An 18286-nucleotide genomic window follows, 5' to 3' on the forward strand; every position below is an offset into this window, starting at 1 on the left:
CGCGCGGCCGCCTCCGCCAGTGCCTTACCAGCTGTACTTCACGCTGGTCATGACGGTGCGGCGCAGGCCCGGGTAGCAGGAGATCGGGCTGTCGCAGGTCGCGGCATACTCCTCGTCCAGCAGGTTCTGGGCGTTCACCGAGAGGGTCACGTTCTTGTTCAGCGGGTAGCTCACGCCGGCGTCGAACAGGGTGTAGTTGTCGACGTGGTAGGTGTTGGCGTTGTTGCCGTAGAGCGAGCCGGTATAGCGCACGCCGCCGCCGATGGAGAGACCGTCGACCGCACCTTCGTGGAAGGTGTAATTCAGCCAGCCGTTGGCCATGTGCTCGGGCACGTTGGCCGGGCGGTTGCCTTCGTTGGCGTCGTTGCTCTTGGTGATCTTGGCCTTGGTGTAGGTGTACGAGGCCAGCAGGTCCCAGTTCTGGTCCAGCTTGGCCTTCAGCTCGGCCTCGATGCCGCGCGAGCGCTGCTCGCCGGTGGCCTCGCTGAAGCCGGTCGGCACGCCGTTGGCGTTCAGCTGGTTGGTGAGGATGTTTTCCTTGGTCAGCTCGTAGGCGGCCAGGGTGATCAGCAGGGTTTCGTCCGGCTGGAACTTCACGCCCGCTTCGTACTGGTGCGCTTCGCTGGCCTTGAAGGCGCTGCCGTCGGAGCTGATGCCGGTGTTGGGCACGAAGGACTCGGAGTAGCTGACGTAGGGCGCCAGACCGAAGTCGGTCAGGTAGGTCAGGCCGACACGACCGGTGAAGGCGTTGTCCTTCTGCATGCTGTGGGCGCCGACGTGGTTGTCCAGGTCATTGCGCACGTAGTCGTAGCGGCCGCCGGCGGTGAGAATCCAGTGGTCGTCGAACTTGACCTGGTCCTGCAGGTAGGCGCCGATCTGCTCGATGTTCTGGTCGTAGTCGATGGACTGGATGCTGTTGCCCTTGTTCGGACGCGGAACACTCTGGCCGTACACCGGGTTATCCAGGTTCAGCGACGGGCCGAGGGTGCGCCAGCGCGCGACATTGGCGTCCTGCCAGCTGTAGTCCGTGCCCATCAGCAGCGTGTGCTTGATGGAGCCGGTGTCGAAGTTGGCCTGCAGCTGGTTGTCCAGGTTGAAGGTGTCCATGTGCTGATCGAAGCGATCCGCGGTGCGGATGATGTTTCGCCCCACCTGCAGTTGCGGCAGCAGGTTGTTGAAGATCAGGTCGACCTGGCCGTAGCGCGCGTTCTGGCGGAATTCCCAGGTGTCGTTGAAGCGATGGCGAAACTCGTAGCCCAGGGTGTACTGGTCCTGGTCGAAGTGGTTGTAGTTGTGGTCGCCGAGCAGGGTGCCGGTGGGGTGGCCGTTGACGCTGTAGTCGAAGATCGAGCCGGAGTTGCGGTCACGCAGGAAGTCGGTGAGCACGGTCAGGCTGGTGTCTTCGTCCGGCGCCCAGGTGAAGGACGGGGCGATGTAGTAGCGGTCGTCCTCGACCTCGTGGCCGTCGTCGTACTCGGCCTGGGTGTTGGCGTCGCGGGCCAGGCCCACCACGCGGTAGAGGAACTGGTTCTGGTCGTCCAGCGCGCCGCCGAGGTCGAACTGGCCCTGCTTGCGGTCATGGTTGCCGCCAGTCAGCTCGACTTCGTTGATGTGGTTGGCAGTGGGCTTCTTGCTCACACGGTTGACGATACCGCCGGCGTCACCCATGCCGAACAGGCTGGAGGACGGGCCACGGACCACGTCGATGCGCTCGAAGGCATAGGGCTCGCTGCGAAAGAAGGCGTAGCTGTTGTTCTGCTGGCGCAGGCCGTTGAGGTAGTCGCTGGTGGCCTGGGCGTTGAAGCCGCGGATGTACATCCAGTCGAAGCCTTTCGGGTCCAGGCCATAGGCTTCCACCTTGACGCCGGGCACGTAGCGCAGTGCTTCGGTCACGGTCTGCGCGCCCTGGGCGTCCATCTGCTTGCGGGTGATCACCGAGATCGACTGGGGGATTTCCAGCAGCGGGGTGTCGGTCTTGCTGCCGCTGTTGGAGGTGCGCGGCACGTAGCTGTCTTCACCTTCGACGGTACCGGTGATGACCTGGGCGGACATGTTCAGGGTGTCGCCGCTGGCGGAGTCGGCGCCCAGCAGGGTCACGCGGCTGCCTTCGACCTGGTACTTGATGCCGGTGCCCTGCAGCAGGCGTTCCAGCGCCTGGGCGGGCTCCATCTCGCCGCGCACGCCGGGGGCGCGCAGGTTCTGCACCTGGCTCTGGTTGAAGACGATCTGCAGGTTCGACTGCGCGCCCAGGCTGGTGAGCGCGGAAGCCAGGGACTGGGCCGGGATGTCGATGCGGACCGGGGCGGCCTCGACGGCGGAAGCCGCCAATACCATCCCCAGGGCGGTGGCGCGGACCAGGCGGGCCAGAGGCTTCACCTTGTGCTGGGATTGCAGCGCGTAGCGGTTGCGACTCACTTGTTTAGCTCCTTTAACCTTGAAGGCATGATCTTGTAATGCAATTTCTAATAAGAATGATTCAGCTTTATGTGACGCGCCGGCTGGAAAAAACCGGAAAAATCCTTTCGATCTTTTTTTGTTGCTGAGTGACGGCGGCAGGAAAGGGCGGCCGTCCAGGCCGCCGGGCCGTCAGTGCATGGCCATGCCGGAACCGCCTGGTGGCGCTGTAGCGCGGTGCTCCTCGATCTCCACGATCTGCCCGGCGCTCATGCGCAGCAGGCGATCCGCGACGTCGAAATAGCGGTCGTCGTGGGAGATCACGATCAGGGTCTTGCCCTGGGCACGCAGCTCGGGCAGCAGCTCGGTGTAGAAAATCCGGCGGAATTCCGGGTCCTGGTCCGCTGCCCACTCGTCGAACACCAGCACCGGGCGCTTCTCCAGCCAGGCCTGCACCAGTGCCAGGCGCTTGCGCTGGCCGGTGGACAGATCGGTCGTCGAAAATTCCTGGCCCTGCAGGCTGACCTTGTGGGCGATTTCCAGGCGCTCCAGGTAGCGGCCGGCTTCTGCCGGAATGTCCTGGCTGCCCTTGAGCAGGTCTTCGAAGAGGAAGTAGTCGGCGAAGATGGTGGTGAACAGCTGGCGGTAGTCGTCGCGGCCGGTGTCGGTCACCGGTTCGTCATTGAGCAGTAGCTCGCCGCCACGAGGGGCATAGAGGCCGAGCAGCAGCTTGATCATGGTCGTCTTGCCACAGCCGTTCTCGCCAGCAATGAAAAGGATTTCGCCACGGCTGACCTTGAGGTTCAGCGGGCCGACGCCGAAACCACGGGAGCCGTCGTCGGTGGGGTAGTGGTAGGCCAGGTCGCGCAGCTCGATGGACTGGAAGTCCAGCGGCTTGCGACCGTCATCGGCCAGCAGCAGGTTCGGCTCCGGCGAGGAGAAGCGCACCGACAGCTCGGCAATGCGGCGGAACGCGACCTGGGCGCGGGTCACCACCGGCAGCTGGCCGATCAGACCTTCCAGCGGCCCCTTCATGTACAGCAGCACCAGGATGAAACCGGACAGGGTGGCCTGGTCGGTGCTCGGCCACAGCGACTGGTAGGCCAGCGCCACGCCGATGACGATGAAGAACAGCGTCGAGCCGAAGCCCTTGGCGACGTTGAACAGGTTGATCGAGCGCAGCTGGATGTCACAGATTTCGTCGGCGGTACCCTGCAGGCGTTCGCTGTAGTGCTGGAAGCGGCGCGGACGGCTGATGCGCAGCTCCTTCGCGCCCTCGGCGATGGCGCGGTAGTGCTTCTGCAGTTCGTCTTCCTTGTCCCGTGCCTCGAAGAACCCCTTGATGCCCTTGGCCCGCGCGACGTACTGCACGGCGCTGCCGACGACGATGGCGATGGCGGTAGCGAGGAACATCGGCGGCGACAACCAGGCCAGGTAACCCAGGCAGCCAAGCGTGGTGGTCAGGGCCACCGCCAGCGGCGCGAAGGCGAAGGCGAAATCGCTGATGGTGTCGATGTCGTGGGTCAGCACCGGGATCAGGCGGTGGCTGCGGTAGCGCTCGATCTGCTCGATGGGCGCGGAAATGATCTTGCTGCCCAGGTCCTTGCGCAGCCTCGCGATCACATGCTGGCCGACATAGTTGGTGCCCATGTCGGAAATGATCGAACCTATCAGGGCGATGGCGCAAAGGCCGGCGAACCCCAGCAGCAGGCCGGCCGGCATGCCGCCTGGCGAATGCAGGCTGTAGTTGATGGTGGCGAGCAGCGCGGTGATAGCAGAGCCACCGAGAATCCCCAGCAGGGTCGCAGCGGTCAGCGGCAGCCAGTGCGGCCGCAGCAGTTTGAGCATCTCGGGGAAGGCGCTTGGAGCGGGTGTTTGCATCGTCTTTTCCTGGACCCGGCCTGCCAGTGGGCAGGCCGCACAACGGGGCGAGACGGCGCGCGAATCAGGAAATCATCGGCAAATCCGAATCGTTCCTATCAAGACGAATGAGCCGGAAGAAAACTGAAGAGAATTTGCGAATTTGTCGCAATTAAGAAGACGCAGGAGATCGTGGCGGAACCGTCCGCCGTGTAGCGCCGTGATGGAGACCCTGTAGGAGCGGGCCATGCCCGCGATCGCGCGCTCCTACAATGGTTGGGCCTAAAGCTGCGCGTAACGGCTGGCGAGAACGGTGCGCCCCTGGTTGTCCTTGCGCAGCTCCAGCGGCAGCACCTTGGGCAGCGAATCCACCAGCGCCTGCAGGTCGTCGGTGCGGTAGATGCCGCCGATGCGCATGGCAGCAACGGTGGCATCGTCGAGGAACACCGGCTGCTTGAGGTAGCGATTGATCAGCGGGATGGCCGACTGCAGCGTCAGGTCATCGATCACCAGCTTGCCTTCGATCCAGGCAATGGCGCCGGCCGGCGCGACCTGGGCGAGTTCGATGCGCTGGCTGCCCTGGCTGTAGCGCGCCTGCATGCCCGGCGTGAGTTGGGCGCTGTTGCCGTCGACGCTGTCGGGCGGGCTGACCACCACCGAGCCTTCGAGCAGGGTGACCAGCATCTGGTTCGGGTCGGTCCAGACGTTGAAGCGCGTGCCGGTGACCCGCACGCTGCCGTTGTCGGTATAGACCGAGAAGGGCTGCAAGGTGTCGTGTGTAACGCGGAAATACGCCTCGCCACCGCTTTTCAGCCAGGCGCTGCGGCGGTCGCGGAAGTCGGCGAAGAACAGCTGCGAGTTGCTGTTGAGCTCGACTTTCGAGCCGTCGGCCAGCTCCACGTCGCGTGCGCCAGGTTGTGCGGCGTAATAGCCGACCTTCGAAGGCAGCCAGCCGGCTGACCAGCCTGCCGACCACACGGCGCCGATGGCCACCAGCACGCCAGCGGCCACGGCGGCGATGCGCTTGCCGCTGCGCGGGCGGCGAGCGCTGCTGCGGGGACGGCGGCCGTTCAAGGGGGTAGGTGCTATCGGGGCGGGTGCGACCTGCGGAGTCGGCGGCAGCAGCTCCGAGAGCTGCCAGATGTCCAGCATCGCCTGGTATTCGACCTCGTGCCGCGAGTCGAGCGCGAGCCATTGCGCAAACTCGGCGCGCTCGGCATCGCTGCACTCTTCGTCGTGCAGACGCGCGCACCAGTGCGCAGCTTCGGCGCTGATGCGGTCATCGTCGAACGGGGAGGGGGAGCTGGTCATCGGGAATCTCGGTAAGGCCGTTTGCGGCCGATATCACACTTTCTTTTCGCGTTGATGCGAGTGATTATAAATAAGCCTGACTCGGACTGTCAGCAGGCGCCTACAGCCTCGACTGTTTTTCATAGGATGCCCGACGGGGTGGAAAGCGCGTTCATCCGGTATTACAAGGAACTGGTCCTGTACCTCAATCGCAGCCTTGGCGACCGCCAGGCGGCCGCCGATGTGACACAGGAAGCCTTCCTGCGCCTGCTCGACCGCAAGGGTGACGAGCATATCGAACAACCCCGCGCATTTCTCTATCGCACGGCGGTCAACCTCAGCATCGACCTGCACCGGCGCGGCCGCGTGCGCCGCACCGAAGAGCTGGAAACCCTCGATCGCGAAGGTTGTCTCGACGAGCGCTGCCCGCAGGAAGCAGCCAGCCAGCAGCAGCAACTGCAATTGCTCCAGCGCGCCCTCGGCGAATTGCCCGAGGCTTGTCGCCGCGCTTTCGTGCTGCGCAAGGTCGAGGGCTGCAGCCATGTCGAGATCGCGCAAGCCCTGGGCATCTCCCGCGACATGGTGGAGAAACACATCGTCAACGCGATGAAGCATTGCCGGCTGCGCCTCAAGGCCTGGGATGGTCAGGACTGAGGCTGGTCACACGCCCTGCAGGAGCGGGCCATGCCCGCGATCGCGCGCCTGGCCCGCTCCTACAAAGGACAGACGTGCCGATCTCGCCTGGATTTAGTCCCACGCGGCCCGCGCGGGTTTTCTGGGAAAGATTCCGCCCTCGATCACTGCTCGTCATTCTGAAATTTTCATGACTTAGTGAGAATCATTCTAAATTTCCCCAGGCCTGTCTCGTCTCTCCAGATAACGCGCTATCGACAGCGCAAATCATGGGCGACACGCAGGAGCGAGCGCCAACCGCCGGCTGGCGGAGCGCTCCAGGCAGAGCAGTAAGCCGCCGACTCCTGCGTGGTCATGCCCCACGGCCATCGCGATACAGGACATTGGCACCATGACCCAGATGATCACCCCGACCTACGACGTGCTCGGCATCGGTTTCGGCCCCTCCAACCTGGCGCTGGCGATCGCCCTGCAGGAGCAGGCGCGACGCGAGGGTCGCCACTACCACGCGCTGTTCCTCGACAAGCAGGCCGACTACCGCTGGCACGGCAACACCCTGGTGGCGCAGAGCGAGCTGCAGATCTCCTTCCTCAAGGACCTGGTGACCCTGCGCAATCCCACCAGCCCGTACAGCTTCGTCAACTACCTGCATGCGATGGGCCGGCTGATCGACTTCACCAACCTGGGCACCTTCTACCCGTGCCGCATGGAGTACAACGACTACCTGCGCTGGGTCAGCGAGCAGTTCGCCGAGCAGCGCGTCTGCGGCGAGACTGTCAGCCGTGTCGAGCCGGTGCAGGGCCCGGACGGCATCGAGCTGGTCAAGGTGCTGTCCACCGACGCCCGTGGCCACGAACGCTTCCGCCTGGCCCGCAGCGTGGTGGTGAGCACCGGGGGCACGCCGCGCTTCCCGTCGGCCTTCAGTCACCTGCGTGACGACCCGCGCGTGTTCCACCACGCCCGTTACCTGGAATGCATGGCCAGGCAGCGCTGCAACCAGAACGAGCCGATGCGCATCGCGGTGATCGGCGGCGGCCAGAGCGCGGCCGAAGCCTTCATCGACCTGAACGACAGCTTCCCCTCGGTGAAGGTCGACATGGTCCTGCGCGCGGCGGTGCTCAAGCCGGCCGACGACAGCCCCTTCGTCAACGAAATCTTCGCCCCGCGCTACACCGACCTGGTGTTCAACGAGCCCAAGGCCGAGCGCGAGAAGCTGATCCAGGAATTCCACAACACCAACTATTCGGTGGTGGACCTGGACCTGATCGAGCGCATCTACGGCATCTTCTACCGGCAGAAAGTGGCCGGCGTGGATCGCCATGCCTTCCTCTGCCGCCGCAATGTCGAGGCGGCCAAGGCTGACGCCGACGGTATCGAGCTGACCCTGCGCGACAGCGCCACCGGGGCGGTGGAAACCCATCGCTACGATGCGGTGATCCTCGCCACCGGCTACGAGCGCAAGTCGCACCGCGAACTGCTTGCGCCGCTGCAGGAGTACCTGGGTGACTTCGAAGTGGGCCGCGACTACCGCGTGCTGGCTGACAAGCGCCTGCATGCCGGCATCTACCTGCAGGGCTTCACCCAGGACAGCCACGGCCTGAGCGATACGCTGCTGTCGGTGCTGCCGATGCGCGCGCAGGAAATCGCCGCGTCGATGTTCGAGCACCTGCCGCCGCACGAGACCGCGCACAAGCCGACGCGCCCGCTGACTGCGGAAAGCGCCTGACCCGCAAGGCCCGGAATCGAAGTCCGGGTCGAGTAAATTTCTGCCGACCCTGCTCGTCATACGAGCGGGGTCGTTGCATTCACGAAAGGGAACCCACCATGACGCCCAGTTTTTCCCTGCCGCTGCCCGATGGCCGCAAGCTCTCCGCCGATCTCGGAACCCATGGCCTGACCCTGCTGCTGGACGGCCAGCCGTTGTTGAGCGCGCAACGCGAAGGTGAGTGCTGGCAGCTGAGTTCAGCGCCAACCACGGAGGCGCTGTGGATGCTGGCCTACTGGACCTTCGCTGGCGATGCACAGAGCGATCGCGTGCAATTCGCTGCCGCCAATGTCCCGGTCGAAGCTCTCGAGCAAGGCCTGGTGAGCCTCGACGACGTTGGCGGGCGCCTGCAGATCGAGCGTTCCGCGTTCTGGCAACTGCCCGCCGCCTGGCACAGGGGCTTGGCCAGCGCCAAGTATCCGCAGGTCTATCGCATGAGCGGCGGCCGCCGCCACCCGCTGCGCGCACCCAAGCCGCAGGGTGAGGTCTATCGCCGCTTCGACGCCAAGCTGGGCCAGTGGATTTCCCTGCGCACCCTCGACATCGAACTGGACCTGGAACGCTTCAATCGCTGGCAGAACAGCCCGCGCGTGCTGGAGTTCTGGCAGGAGGGCGGCACCCTGGAGCAGCACCGCGCCTACCTGGAAAAAGCCGCCGCCGACCCGCACACCACCACCCTCATCGGCTGCATCGACGACGAGCCGTTCGCCTACTACGAAGCCTACTGGGCCAAGGAAGACCGCATCGCGCCGTTCTACGACGTGGGCGACTACGACCGCGGCATCCATATGCTGGTGGGCGAGGAAAGCCACCGTGGCCCGCACAAGGTGGAAAGCTGGATGACTGCGCTGGTGCATTACCTGCTGCTGGACGACCCGCGCTCCCAGCGCATAGTCGCCGAGCCGCGCGCCGACAACGCGAAGATGATCGGCCACATGCAGCGCCTGGGCTTCTGGCGCGAAAAGGAATTCAACTTCCCGCACAAGCGCGCCGCGCTGATGGTGCAGAGCCGGGAAACCTTCTTCGAGCGTTGCGGCCTGTGCTGACAGCGGTTCGCTGCGTGCCTGAGGGCTGCCGGTGATCGCAGCCCTCGCTCCCCTGTATTTCGGTGAGTTCGCCAGCTACCGCGAGGTGCTGGTGACTCGCGACGATCCCCGGCCATCGATCCCGGCGCGTGCCTTGCTGGAACGGGAGATGCTCGACAGCGTGCTGCGTCGCTTCGACCCGCCCCATGCCGATGGCGACCGACGCGCGCTGGCTTCGCAGTGGTCCAAGTGGTACCTGGTGCGCCTCATTCCACCTGTGGTGGCTGCCGCGTTGGTGCTCGGTCGCACACTGCCGCTGGCGTTCGATGAGGTGGACGTGGTCCTGGATGCCCAGGGCATTCCCGAGGCGTTCAAGTTGCCGGGCGAGGGCGGGCCTTTCGCCGCGCCGCCGGGTGATCCGTTCCAGCGCTTTGCCCATCTGCTGGAAGGACACCTGCAGCCTTTCATCCAGGTTCTCGCCGCCGAGGCGCGCCTGTCGCCGAAGGTGCTCTGGAGCAATGCCGGCAACTACCTCGAATGGTTCCTCGGCGAGATGGCCAGGCTGCCGCCCCTGGCCCCGATGCTCGGCCACGGCCGCGAACTGCTGGAGACCGAGCGCCGCCCGGACGGCACGCGCAACCCGCTGTACAAGCCGATCCAGTATGTCGAGGTGTCCTGCGAGCAGCGGGCCAACGGCCTGTGGCGACAGCGGCGCACCTGCTGCATCCGCTACCGACTGGGCAGCATCGGGCACTGCGACAATTGCCCGCTGATCGACGAGCCGCCGCCGGAAGCGAGCGACCTGTAGGGCGGATAACGCGTCAGCGTTATCCGCCAGTCAAAGCTGAGCGTGAACGTAGGATGGCGTGGAGCGCAGCGATACCCATCGAATTTCGCGCACCCGCAGCAGCATGGGGTATCGCAAGCTCCACCCATCCTGCAAATGTGCTTGCCGGGGAGGGCGGCGGTTTGCCCCTATAGGGGCTCAGCGCAGGTAGCTGATCGGCGACCCATCCACCGGATTGCTCAGCACACCCATGGGAATCCCGTAGATGTCTTCCAGCGTCTCCCCGTGCATCAGTTCCGCCGGGGTGCCCTGGGCCAGCAGGCGGCCGCCGTGCAGGGCGATCAGGTGGTCGCAGTAGCGCGCCGCCATGTTGATGTCATGCAGCACCACCAGCACGCCCAGGCCCAGCTCGCGGCTGAGTTCGTGGACACGGGACAGCACCTCGACCTGGTGGGCAATGTCCAGCGCCGAAGTCGGCTCGTCCAGCAGCAGGTAGCGGCTGTTCTGCGCCAGCAGCATGGCCAGCCAGACGCGCTGGCGTTCGCCGCCGGAGAGCAGGTCCACCGGGCGATCGGCGAAGGCGAGGGTGTCGGTGAGGTCCAGCGCGCGGTCGATCTGCTTGCGGTCCTCGCCGGTGACGCGACCCAGCGCGCCGTGCCACGGATAGCGGCCGAAGGCGACCAGTTCGCGCACGGTCAGGCCGTCGGTCTGCGGCAACTGCTGCGGCAGGTACGCCACCTGGCGCGCGAAATCGCGGTTACCCCAGTCCTGCAGCGGCTTGCCATCGAGGCGGATGCTGCCGCCGCTGGCCTGTTGCTGGCGAGCCAGCAGCTTGAGCAGGGTGGACTTGCCCGAACCGTTGTGACCGATCAGGCCGATCATGTTGCCGTCGGCCAGCTGCAGGCTCAGCGGTTGCAGAAGCGTGCGACCGGGGACGCTGAAACTGACATTTTCCAGTTCGAACATGGGGTCATCCGTAGTGGCGGCGTGGCCGGAAAAAGCGGGATCCCGACTCTAATCCAATTGCTAATGGTTATCAATTTTCCAGGGCGCTGCGGAACCGTCGGATTGATTGCCTGTCACTGTCGCAAACCGCTTATGATTCAACGCTGTAACTGATCTGGTAGGGCCCATGGAGTCTGCTGTCGAACGCTACAAGCGGCTGGTTGCCGAAGCCCTTGCGCGTTATTTCCCCCGTACCACCGAATACCTGCGCGCCGAGCGCGAGGCGGCGCAGCCCAAGGCCGGCGCGCGCGGCAAGGCAAAGGGCAAGGCGAAAGCAGCGGGCAAGGCACCCGCCAAGCGCGGCGCCAAGGCCCGGAAGGACGGCGACGCGCCTGCGCCCAAGCGCCAGCGCACGCCGACCGTTGCCGGTATCTACGGCACCGCCAGCGCAGCGGATGAGCAGCGCGCCCTCGACATGCGCCAGCGCGTGGCCCAGGCGGCTGCCCACGGGATAGTCAGCCTGCCCTCGGACGAACAGTGGGCGATGATCCTCGCGCCCGAGCCGCTGACGCGCATCTTCGCCGGCGCCGGGTCCGGCAAGTCCACCACCCTGGTGCTGCGGGTGGTCTACATGCTCTGCCACTTGGGGATAGACGCGGAGAAGGTGACGGTGATTTCCTTCACCAACGCTTCCTGCGCACAGCTGCGCGAGCAACTGGTGAAGGTGCTTGGCTACTGGGGACATCCGTTCGATGCGGCGCAGGCGCGGCAGTGTGTGCGCACCTTCCACTCGGCCATGGGGACCCTGGCGAAAGTCGCGCTGAAGAACCCGCGCTGGTTCGAGCAACTGGACGAACGCGACCCCGCCAGCGAACTGGACAACCCCTTGCTCGCCGGCCGCCTGCGCCCGGCGCAGCAGCGCCTGCTCAAACAGGTCTACCAGCAGTGCTACGCCGAACAGCCGGCGTTCCGCACGCTGGTGCACCAGTTGCTGGAGCTGCCGCCACCGCCGGAAGCGGGCGAAGACGGTAAGCCGCCACGCATCGGCAAGGCGCCGCTGGATGCCTTCAAGCTGCCGGGCGAATTCACCGCGCTGCCGCTGTTCGAGGCGTTCTACGCCCAGTCCGGCTTCATCGAGAGCATCGGCCTGCGCATTGACCAGTTACAGCCGCAGAAACTCGCCTGTCCGCCCCGCGAGCGGCAGTTCGTCGAGGCCCTGCAGCTGTTCTGGGCGGCCTTCGATGCGGCCTTGCAGGAGCAGGGCCTGCTGACCTTCAACCTGGCGTTCCAGCGCCTGACCGACCTGCTCGGCGACGGCAAGCTGCCGGCCGAAGCGCTTGCGCCGTTCCAGCACCTGCTGATCGATGAGTTCCAGGACGTCTCGCCGCAGATCGTGCAATGGCTGCAGGCGCTGCACCGCGACCTCGCCAAGCGCGGCGAAGCGGTCAGTCTGATGGCCATCGGTGATGACTGGCAGTCCATCTACGCCTGGCGCGGCAGCTCGCCGGAGTTATTCATGGACTTCGACCGGCACTTCCCCAGCAAGGGCCGGCGCAAGAGCCGCGTGCTGCTGCTGGAGACCAACTACCGCAGCATCGACCCGGTGATCCGCGACGGCGAGCGGGTGCTGGTTGGCGTGGCCAACAAGCAGGCCAAGACCTGCCGGGCGTTCAAGACAGCAGAGGCGGGCGACCACGGGGTGAAACTGGTGCAGCGCTTCGACGCGCGCAACAGCCTGCCACTCCTGCTGGAGGAGATCCGCAAACAGTGCGAACACGTCGCCGCGCGCGGCTCGCGGGAGAAAACCGCCGTGCTGCTGCTCAGCCGGCGCAATGAAACGTTGCAGACCATCCTCGGCGAGCTGGACCGCAAGCTGCCGGTGAAGGGTATGACCATCCACCGCGCCAAGGGGCTGCAGGCGGAAGTGGCGATCATCGTCGACGACTGCGCGCCGCCGGAGAAACACCCGCTGCGCGGCGCCCTGTACGTGGCCTGCGGCTTCTTCGCCAGCAGCTACGAGCAGGCCCAGCAGGACGAGCAGCTGCGCCTGGCCTATGTGGCGATCACCCGTGGCGTGAGCCGGGTCTTCTGGTTCACCCGCAAGGCCCAGGGGCCCACGGCGATCCTGGCGCTGCGGCGCAACGTGGAAACCGCGCCGGCCTGAGCCCGAAGCGGGCGATCAGTCGTCGCGGGTGAGGACTTCCAGCAGCTCGATCTCGAACAGCAGGTTGGAGTTGGGCTGGATGTGCGCGCCGACCTGGCGCTCGCCGTAGGCCAGGTGCGCGGGCACGAAGAGCTTGCGCTTGCCGCCGACCTTCATGCCCATCAGGCCCTGGTCCCAGCCCTTGATTACCCGGCCGGTGCCGATCACGCACTGGAACGGGCGGCCCTTGTCCCAGGACGAGTCGAAGACGGTGCCGTCCTCCAGGGTGCCCCTGTACTGGGTGGTGATCAGGGCGCCCTTGACCACGGCCTTGCCGTCGCCGACGACGATATCTTCGATCTGCAGTTCGCTGCTCATGGCGTTCTCCGGTGCTGCGGGTGCGGCACGAGCGCCGCGAGGGCGTGCGTTTTCGCAGGATTCGTCGGCAATGGCAAGCCGTGCGACTCAGGTGGCGAGGTTGCGCAGCTGGCCCGTCGCCACGCCGATCAGCGTGCGCAGGCCCATGCCGAGGATGACGACCGTCGCGGCGGCGAGCAGGAACAGCGCCACGCCATTGGTGAAAGGCCCGGGCGCATGACCCGCGTAGCGCAGCGCGCAACCGGCTGCGGCGGCCAGCGGGAAACCGACCGACCACCAGGCCAGGCGGAACGGGCAGTTGCGCGCCAGATGGCGCAGGCGCCCGGCGAGCACCGCCAGCATGAACAGGGTGAGCATGTACAGCGCGCTGGCGAAGCGGTCGATCTCGCCGACGATGCTGACATAGGCGGAGAAGCCCACCGCAAAGGGCGCCAGCAGGATCAGCAGGGAAGGCTGCAGGCCAACGCCAAGCGGCTCTTCGAACAGCAACCGCGAGAGGATCAGGGTGAACAGCGGCACGGCAAAGAACAGCGCCACCGCGAGGGAAAAGAAGGCGACGTCGGCGGCGCCCGGCCACTGCAGCAGCGGCACTGCCAGCGGGATATCCGCCAGGCCCACCACCGGGACAATCCAGGCCGGTGTGGCGTGGGCCGCTTGCTGGCGTTGACCGAGCCAGCGGGAAATGATCAGCCAGGCGAACGGCAGCATGCCGGCCGTGCCGATGAGCCAGCAGGCGCGGGCCAGGAACAGGCTGTAGTCGACCAGGGGAATGGGCAGCAGCAACAGGCTGATGAACAGTGTGCCGAACAGGTTGCCAGCGATAGGGTGGAGGAATTCCGCTTTCACTGAATGGGGGCCGGTGACGGCCTTGATTGCGTAGCCGATGCCAACGGCGAAGAACGCCAGCAGCGCCAGCAGGCCGATGGCTTGCGACACCCACGGTGGTGCGCCGTAGATCAGCGTGGCCAGCTTCCAGGCCGACGACAGGCCCGCGAGCCCCATCACCGAGCCGAACAGGGCGACCGGCAGGTAGCCGAGCCGGCCTTCGCGGGCGGTTTCCTTGGGAGCACCAAAGGCAGCAGCAGTATCGATGTTTTCTGTCATAGGCGAATCTTCCCTATCGGTACGCTGAGCAATCCGAGTCCGTTGACTCCGTCGTCGCACAGCGTAGACGGGAAAGATCCTTCGGCAATACCTCCGTGGGTGAATGGCGCGGCGGGCCTACACCGCCATTTCCCCAAGAATCCATTCGCGGAAGGCCTTGACGCGCGGCTCGTCGGCGCTGGCCTGCGGATAGACCAGGTTGTAGGCGTAGTCCTCGGCGACCCGCACGCCCAATTCGAACGGTTGCACCAGCAGGCCCTGTTCCAGCTCGCGGGCGACCATGGCGTGGTCGGCCAGGCCGACCGCTCCGCCCTCGAGCACCGCCTGCACCACGTGGCTGGTGTCCTCGAAGGTGACGCAGCCGCTGGCGTCGAAGTCCTCCACGCCGGCCGCCGCCATCCAGCGCGACCAGTCGGGCCAGGGCGCGCCCTCGGTTTCACACACCACATGGCACAGCGTGTGGGCCTGCAGGTCGCGCGGCTCGCGCAAGGGCGGGCCGTCTTCCAGCAGGCTCGGGCAGCACACCGGGACGATCTGCGTGTCGAACAGGCGCTCGGCCAGCAGACCGGGATAGCGCCCGCTGCCGAAGCGGATGGCCAGGTCGATGTCGTCGACGGCGAAGTCACGCAGCTCGTCGCTGACGTCGAAGCTGAGCTTCAGCCCCGGATGCAGCGCGCGGAACTTGGGCAGGCGCGGCAGCAGCCAGTGGGTGGCGAAGCGCGCGGTGAGCGAGACCCGCAATTGCTCCGAAGTGCGTGCCAGCCGTCGCGCCCGCACGGTGGCGCGGTGCAGCAGGCCGAGTGATTCTGCCGCCGCTTCCAGCAGCAGCGCGCCTGCCGGGGTCAGCTGGATACTGCGGCTGGTGCGCACGAACAGGCCGAGGCCGAGCTGGTCTTCCAGCTCCTTGATCTGGTGGCTGACCGCCGCCGGCGTGAGGCCGACTTCTTCCGCGGCGCGGGTGAAGTTCAGGTGGCGGCCGGCGGCCTCGAAGGTGCGCAGCGAACGGATGCCGGGGAAGGGACGGCTCATCGATCTTCAAATCCTGCTTGATGATCTGTCGAGAAATACTCGTTTCTCCTGGCTTCGTCAAAGGCCGATAGTGATTCCACTTGATGCTGGGCATGCAGATGTCCAGGCAGTGAAACACCGAGCAGAGGAAGCCAAAGCCATGTCAGCCGCCATCCATCCCTATATCACCCAACGCAACGCCCAGCCCGCCAGCGCCGACGACCTCGCGCCCTTGGCCTTCGCCGGCTACGCCCATTTCACCGCCATGCAAGTTCGCGGCGGTGGCATCCGCGGTCTGGACCTGCACCTGGAGCGTCTGCGCAATGCCTCGCTGCGGCTGTTCGGCCAGAGCCACGCCGACGCGGAAATCCGCGCGGCATTGCGCTCCGCGCTGGAGCAGGCGCCGGACGATACTTCGCTGATGGCGACGGTGTACTCGCCCGCCGGGGAGTTCACTGTCGCGGGTCCTGAACACCGTCCCGAGCTGCTGGTGCGCACTTCGCCGCCGTCGGATGGTCCACAGGGACCGCTGTCGCTGGCCATTGCCGGGCACGAGCGGGTGTTGCCGGAGATCAAGCACGTCGGCGAGATCGCCAAGACCTGGTACCTGCGCGAAGCGGTGGCCGCCGGTTTCGATGATGCGGTATTCACCGACCATCGCGGCCGCTTCAGCGAGGCGACCATCTGGAACCTGGCCTTCTGGGACGGTGAATCGGTGATCTGGCCGCGGGCGAAGATGCTCACCGGCACCACCATGGGCATCCTCCAGCGCCAGTTGGACAGACTCGGCGCGCGCCAGTCATCGCTGAGCATCGATCAGCAGGACCTGCCGCGCCTGGCCGGCGCCGTGGTGATGAACTCCTGGACGCCGGCTGTGCCGGTGAGCCGCATCGGCGACGCGGAGATTCCGCCGGCGCCGGAGTTTGTCGAACTGCTGCGCCGCGCCTTCGAGGCGGAGCCGCGGGTAAAGCCCTGAGGGGGCGCAGAAAGGTAGATAACCAGGAGCAGGTTATCCGCCGGCCACTCGGCGGATAACGCTGTCGCGTTATGCGCCCTACTGCGGGTTCTTGCACGCGAACAGCAGCTCACTCCAGATGCGCGGAAAATCCACTGGCCTGCGGCTCGATCTGCTCGCGCAGGGTCAGCGCAGGGATGTCGTAATCACCGCCGTTCTGCCGGCGGAAGGGGATGGGCGCGGTGGTCTGCAGGTTGTCCAGGCGCTCGCCCAGCTCCTGCTCGATCTGCGCGTAGCGCTGCGCATTCACCCGGCTGGTGCGATACACCAGGTAAGGCGGCAGCACGTCGAAGCCGGGGTAGTGCAGCACGCCGTGGTGGATCGGGAACAGCAGGTCCTCGATCGGTCCGTTGATGCCACGCGCGCTGTAGTGCGACTCCCAGCCGCCGGTGGTGACCACGAGCATGGCGCGCTTGCCAGCCAGGTTGCCTTCGCCGTAGCGGTCGCCCCAACGGGCATCGGAGTGCTCACCGACGCCATAGGCGAAGCCGTAGGCATAGACCCGTTCGAACCAGCCCTTGAGGATCGCCGGCATGGTGAACCACCAGAGCGGGAACTGCAGGATCACCGTGTCGGCCCAGCGCAGTTTTTCCTGCTCGGCGGCGATGTCGCTGCTCTGCCGGCCGGCGGCGTAGGCACGTTTGGAATCCAGGGATGGATCGAAGCGCGCCTCGGGATCGCGATCGAGGCTGTCGGAGGCGTCCAGCGTGGCTTTCCAGTTCATCGCGTAGAGGTCCGAGACCTGAACCTCATGGCCGGCGGCCTGCAGACGGCGCACGGCGAAATCCTTCAGCGAACCATTGAGCGAGCGCGGTTCGGGGTGGGCGTAGACGATCAGTACATTCATGGCGGCTGCTTCCGTTGAGAAGGGGGTGTGCGCAGGATGCGATTGCCGCAGGTATAGTGGAAATGAATATCCGGTATCCCAGGTATATGAATGAATAATCTGCGCAGGCTCGACCTCAACCTGCTGGTGACCCTGGACGTGCTGCTCTCCGAGCACAACGTGACCCGCGCGGCCCAGCGACTGAACTTCTCGCAGCCCTCGGTGAGCGTGCACCTGGCGAAGCTGCGCGACATCTTCGACGACCCGTTGCTGCTGCCCGGCCCGCGCGGCATGCGCCCGACGGCGCGGGCCGAATCCCTGCGCGAACCCTTGCGCATCGCCCTGGAAGCGCTGGAGCAGGCGGTGGCGCCCTCAGCGCCTTTCGACCCGGCACAGGCGGACAACACCTGGCGCATCGCGGCGACGGACTACGGCGAATCGACCATCCTGCTGCCGGCCTTGAGCGCCATTCGCGGCAGCGCGCCGGGCACCCGCCTGGCCCTGCTGGAGCTGTCGCCGCCGCGCATCGCGCGGCAGGCGGAGCAGGGCGATATCGACCTGGCCTTCCATACCAGCGAAGGCAGCCCGCCAGGCATGCGCCGCCGTACGCTGTTCAGCGAACGCTATGTGCTGGCCGGCCGCGCCGGGCACCCGAAGCTCAAGCGCAAGCCGAGCCTGGCGCAGTTCTGCCAGCTGGAGCATGTGATGGTGTCGCCCGACGGCGGCGGCTTCAGCGGCGTGACCGACGAGACGCTGGCGGAGGTTGGCCTGAGCCGGCGAGTGACGCTGTCGGTGCCGCATTTCCTGTTCGTCATCTCGGCGCTGGCCAGCAGCGACCTGGTGGCCATGGTGCCGGCGCGGCTGGTGCGGGATAACCCGGCGTTGCGGGTGGTGGAAGCGCCGGTGGCGGTGCCGGGCTATGAGATGTCGATGCTCTGGGATGAGCGCTCGCACCGCGATCCGGCGCATCGGTGGTTGCGCGAGCGGATTGCCGCATCGGTCTAACAACGGAACACACCTGTAGGAGCGGGCCATGCCCGCGATCGCGCGCATGGCGCGCTCCTACAAGCTCCTACAAGAGGCTTCGGCGTTCTGGGTGGGTTCGCGAGCAAG

The 18286-nt window shown here is 66.0% G+C and carries 15 protein-coding genes; 7 read left to right on the top strand and 8 right to left on the bottom strand.

The window, feature by feature from the left end; translation table 11 throughout:
- Positions 1 to 24 precede the first annotated feature (24 nt).
- From IB261_RS14800 to IB261_RS14810, 3 genes are all read right to left on the bottom strand, one after another.
- On the bottom strand, positions 25 to 2415 hold the full coding sequence (locus tag IB261_RS14800; protein ID WP_081519855.1) for a TonB-dependent siderophore receptor: 2391 nt from the start codon (positions 2413 to 2415) through the stop codon (positions 25 to 27).
- 171 nt (positions 2416 to 2586) lie between these two features.
- A complete protein-coding gene (locus IB261_RS14805; protein WP_081519856.1) occupies positions 2587 to 4275 on the bottom strand; it encodes a cyclic peptide export ABC transporter in 1689 nt (562 codons plus the stop codon).
- 261 nt (positions 4276 to 4536) lie between these two features.
- A complete protein-coding gene (locus tag IB261_RS14810) occupies positions 4537 to 5565 on the bottom strand; it encodes a FecR family protein (protein WP_192382434.1) in 1029 nt (342 codons plus the stop codon).
- Between the two features lie 126 nt (positions 5566 to 5691).
- On the opposite strand from IB261_RS14810, the gene IB261_RS14815 reads away from it, so the two are divergent.
- The 4 genes from IB261_RS14815 (at position 5692) to fhuF (ending at position 9775) form a co-directional block, all read left to right on the top strand.
- Positions 5692 to 6198, top strand: a complete 507-nt coding sequence (locus IB261_RS14815; RefSeq protein WP_151187053.1) for a sigma-70 family RNA polymerase sigma factor — start codon at positions 5692 to 5694, stop codon at positions 6196 to 6198.
- 370 nt (positions 6199 to 6568) lie between these two features.
- Entirely contained in the window at positions 6569 to 7903 is a 1335-nt protein-coding gene (locus IB261_RS14820) for a lysine N(6)-hydroxylase/L-ornithine N(5)-oxygenase family protein (RefSeq protein ID WP_081519859.1), read from the top strand.
- Between the two features lie 98 nt (positions 7904 to 8001).
- Positions 8002 to 8988: a GNAT family N-acetyltransferase gene (locus IB261_RS14825; RefSeq protein ID WP_192382436.1), complete on the top strand. Its 987-nt coding sequence runs from the start codon at positions 8002 to 8004 to the stop codon at positions 8986 to 8988.
- Positions 8989 to 9019: 31 nt separating this feature from the next.
- Entirely contained in the window at positions 9020 to 9775 is a 756-nt protein-coding gene (gene fhuF, locus IB261_RS14830) for a siderophore-iron reductase FhuF (protein ID WP_192382438.1), read from the top strand.
- Between the two features lie 177 nt (positions 9776 to 9952).
- On the opposite strand, the gene IB261_RS14835 is transcribed toward fhuF, so the two are convergent.
- The gene (locus IB261_RS14835) at positions 9953 to 10720 is read right to left on the bottom strand and encodes an ATP-binding cassette domain-containing protein (RefSeq protein ID WP_081519862.1); all 768 of its coding nucleotides are present in this window, start codon (positions 10718 to 10720) and stop codon (positions 9953 to 9955) included.
- 166 nt (positions 10721 to 10886) lie between these two features.
- Here IB261_RS14835 and IB261_RS14840 point away from each other — a divergent pair, with 166 nt between their 5' ends.
- Positions 10887 to 12863, top strand: coding sequence for a DEAD/DEAH box helicase (locus IB261_RS14840; protein ID WP_192382440.1), 1977 nt, complete (start codon positions 10887 to 10889; stop codon positions 12861 to 12863).
- A 15-nt stretch (positions 12864 to 12878) separates the two neighbouring features.
- On the opposite strand, the gene IB261_RS14845 is transcribed toward IB261_RS14840, so the two are convergent.
- The 3 genes from IB261_RS14845 to gcvA form a co-directional block, all read right to left on the bottom strand.
- Complete coding sequence (locus IB261_RS14845; RefSeq protein ID WP_081519864.1) at positions 12879 to 13220, bottom strand: FKBP-type peptidyl-prolyl cis-trans isomerase; 342 nt, start codon at positions 13218 to 13220, stop codon at positions 12879 to 12881.
- 87 nt (positions 13221 to 13307) lie between these two features.
- A complete protein-coding gene (locus IB261_RS14850; RefSeq protein WP_081519865.1) occupies positions 13308 to 14324 on the bottom strand; it encodes an SLAC1 anion channel family protein in 1017 nt (338 codons plus the stop codon).
- 117 nt (positions 14325 to 14441) lie between these two features.
- Positions 14442 to 15353, bottom strand: a complete 912-nt coding sequence (gene gcvA, locus IB261_RS14855; protein WP_151187057.1) for a transcriptional regulator GcvA — start codon at positions 15351 to 15353, stop codon at positions 14442 to 14444.
- 139 nt (positions 15354 to 15492) lie between these two features.
- Here gcvA and IB261_RS14860 point away from each other — a divergent pair, with 139 nt between their 5' ends.
- Entirely contained in the window at positions 15493 to 16308 is an 816-nt protein-coding gene (locus tag IB261_RS14860) for an aminotransferase class IV family protein (protein WP_192382442.1), read from the top strand.
- Between the two features lie 109 nt (positions 16309 to 16417).
- Here the strand turns inward: IB261_RS14860 and IB261_RS14865 are convergent, their stop codons facing one another.
- Positions 16418 to 17194 (bottom strand): NAD(P)H-dependent oxidoreductase, encoded by a 777-nt coding sequence (locus IB261_RS14865; RefSeq protein ID WP_192382444.1) that lies wholly within the window; start codon positions 17192 to 17194, stop codon positions 16418 to 16420.
- Positions 17195 to 17284: 90 nt separating this feature from the next.
- Between IB261_RS14865 and IB261_RS14870 the strand changes: the two genes are divergently transcribed.
- Positions 17285 to 18178 carry a LysR family transcriptional regulator gene (locus IB261_RS14870; RefSeq protein ID WP_192382446.1) on the top strand — a complete coding sequence of 298 codons (894 nt, stop codon included), beginning with the start codon at positions 17285 to 17287 and terminating at the stop codon, positions 18176 to 18178.
- Positions 18179 to 18286: the final 108 nt, after the last annotated feature.

This window comes from Pseudomonas sp. PDM20 (assembly GCF_014852575.3).
In the GTDB taxonomy this organism is placed as follows: Bacteria; Pseudomonadota; Gammaproteobacteria; order Pseudomonadales; family Pseudomonadaceae; genus Pseudomonas.

What these genes read in the sequence shown, in the direction of transcription:
- IB261_RS14805 (WP_081519856.1), bottom strand. Translation starts at nt 4,275, where the DNA reads ATGCAAACACCCGCTCCAAGCGCCTTCCCCGAGATGCTCAAACTGCTG.
- IB261_RS14810 (WP_192382434.1), bottom strand. Translation starts at nt 5,565, where the DNA reads ATGACCAGCTCCCCCTCCCCGTTCGACGATGACCGCATCAGCGCCGAA.
- IB261_RS14815 (WP_151187053.1), top strand. Translation starts at nt 5,692, where the DNA reads ATGCCCGACGGGGTGGAAAGCGCGTTCATCCGGTATTACAAGGAACTG.
- IB261_RS14820 (WP_081519859.1), top strand. Translation starts at nt 6,569, where the DNA reads ATGACCCAGATGATCACCCCGACCTACGACGTGCTCGGCATCGGTTTC.
- IB261_RS14825 (WP_192382436.1), top strand. Translation starts at nt 8,002, where the DNA reads ATGACGCCCAGTTTTTCCCTGCCGCTGCCCGATGGCCGCAAGCTCTCC.
- IB261_RS14835 (WP_081519862.1), bottom strand. Translation starts at nt 10,720, where the DNA reads ATGTTCGAACTGGAAAATGTCAGTTTCAGCGTCCCCGGTCGCACGCTT.
- IB261_RS14840 (WP_192382440.1), top strand. Translation starts at nt 10,887, where the DNA reads ATGGAGTCTGCTGTCGAACGCTACAAGCGGCTGGTTGCCGAAGCCCTT.
- IB261_RS14845 (WP_081519864.1), bottom strand. Translation starts at nt 13,220, where the DNA reads ATGAGCAGCGAACTGCAGATCGAAGATATCGTCGTCGGCGACGGCAAG.
- IB261_RS14850 (WP_081519865.1), bottom strand. Translation starts at nt 14,324, where the DNA reads ATGACAGAAAACATCGATACTGCTGCTGCCTTTGGTGCTCCCAAGGAA.
- gcvA (WP_151187057.1), bottom strand. Translation starts at nt 15,353, where the DNA reads ATGAGCCGTCCCTTCCCCGGCATCCGTTCGCTGCGCACCTTCGAGGCC.
- IB261_RS14860 (WP_192382442.1), top strand. Translation starts at nt 15,493, where the DNA reads ATGTCAGCCGCCATCCATCCCTATATCACCCAACGCAACGCCCAGCCC.
- IB261_RS14865 (WP_192382444.1), bottom strand. Translation starts at nt 17,194, where the DNA reads ATGAATGTACTGATCGTCTACGCCCACCCCGAACCGCGCTCGCTCAAT.
- IB261_RS14870 (WP_192382446.1), top strand. Translation starts at nt 17,285, where the DNA reads ATGAATAATCTGCGCAGGCTCGACCTCAACCTGCTGGTGACCCTGGAC.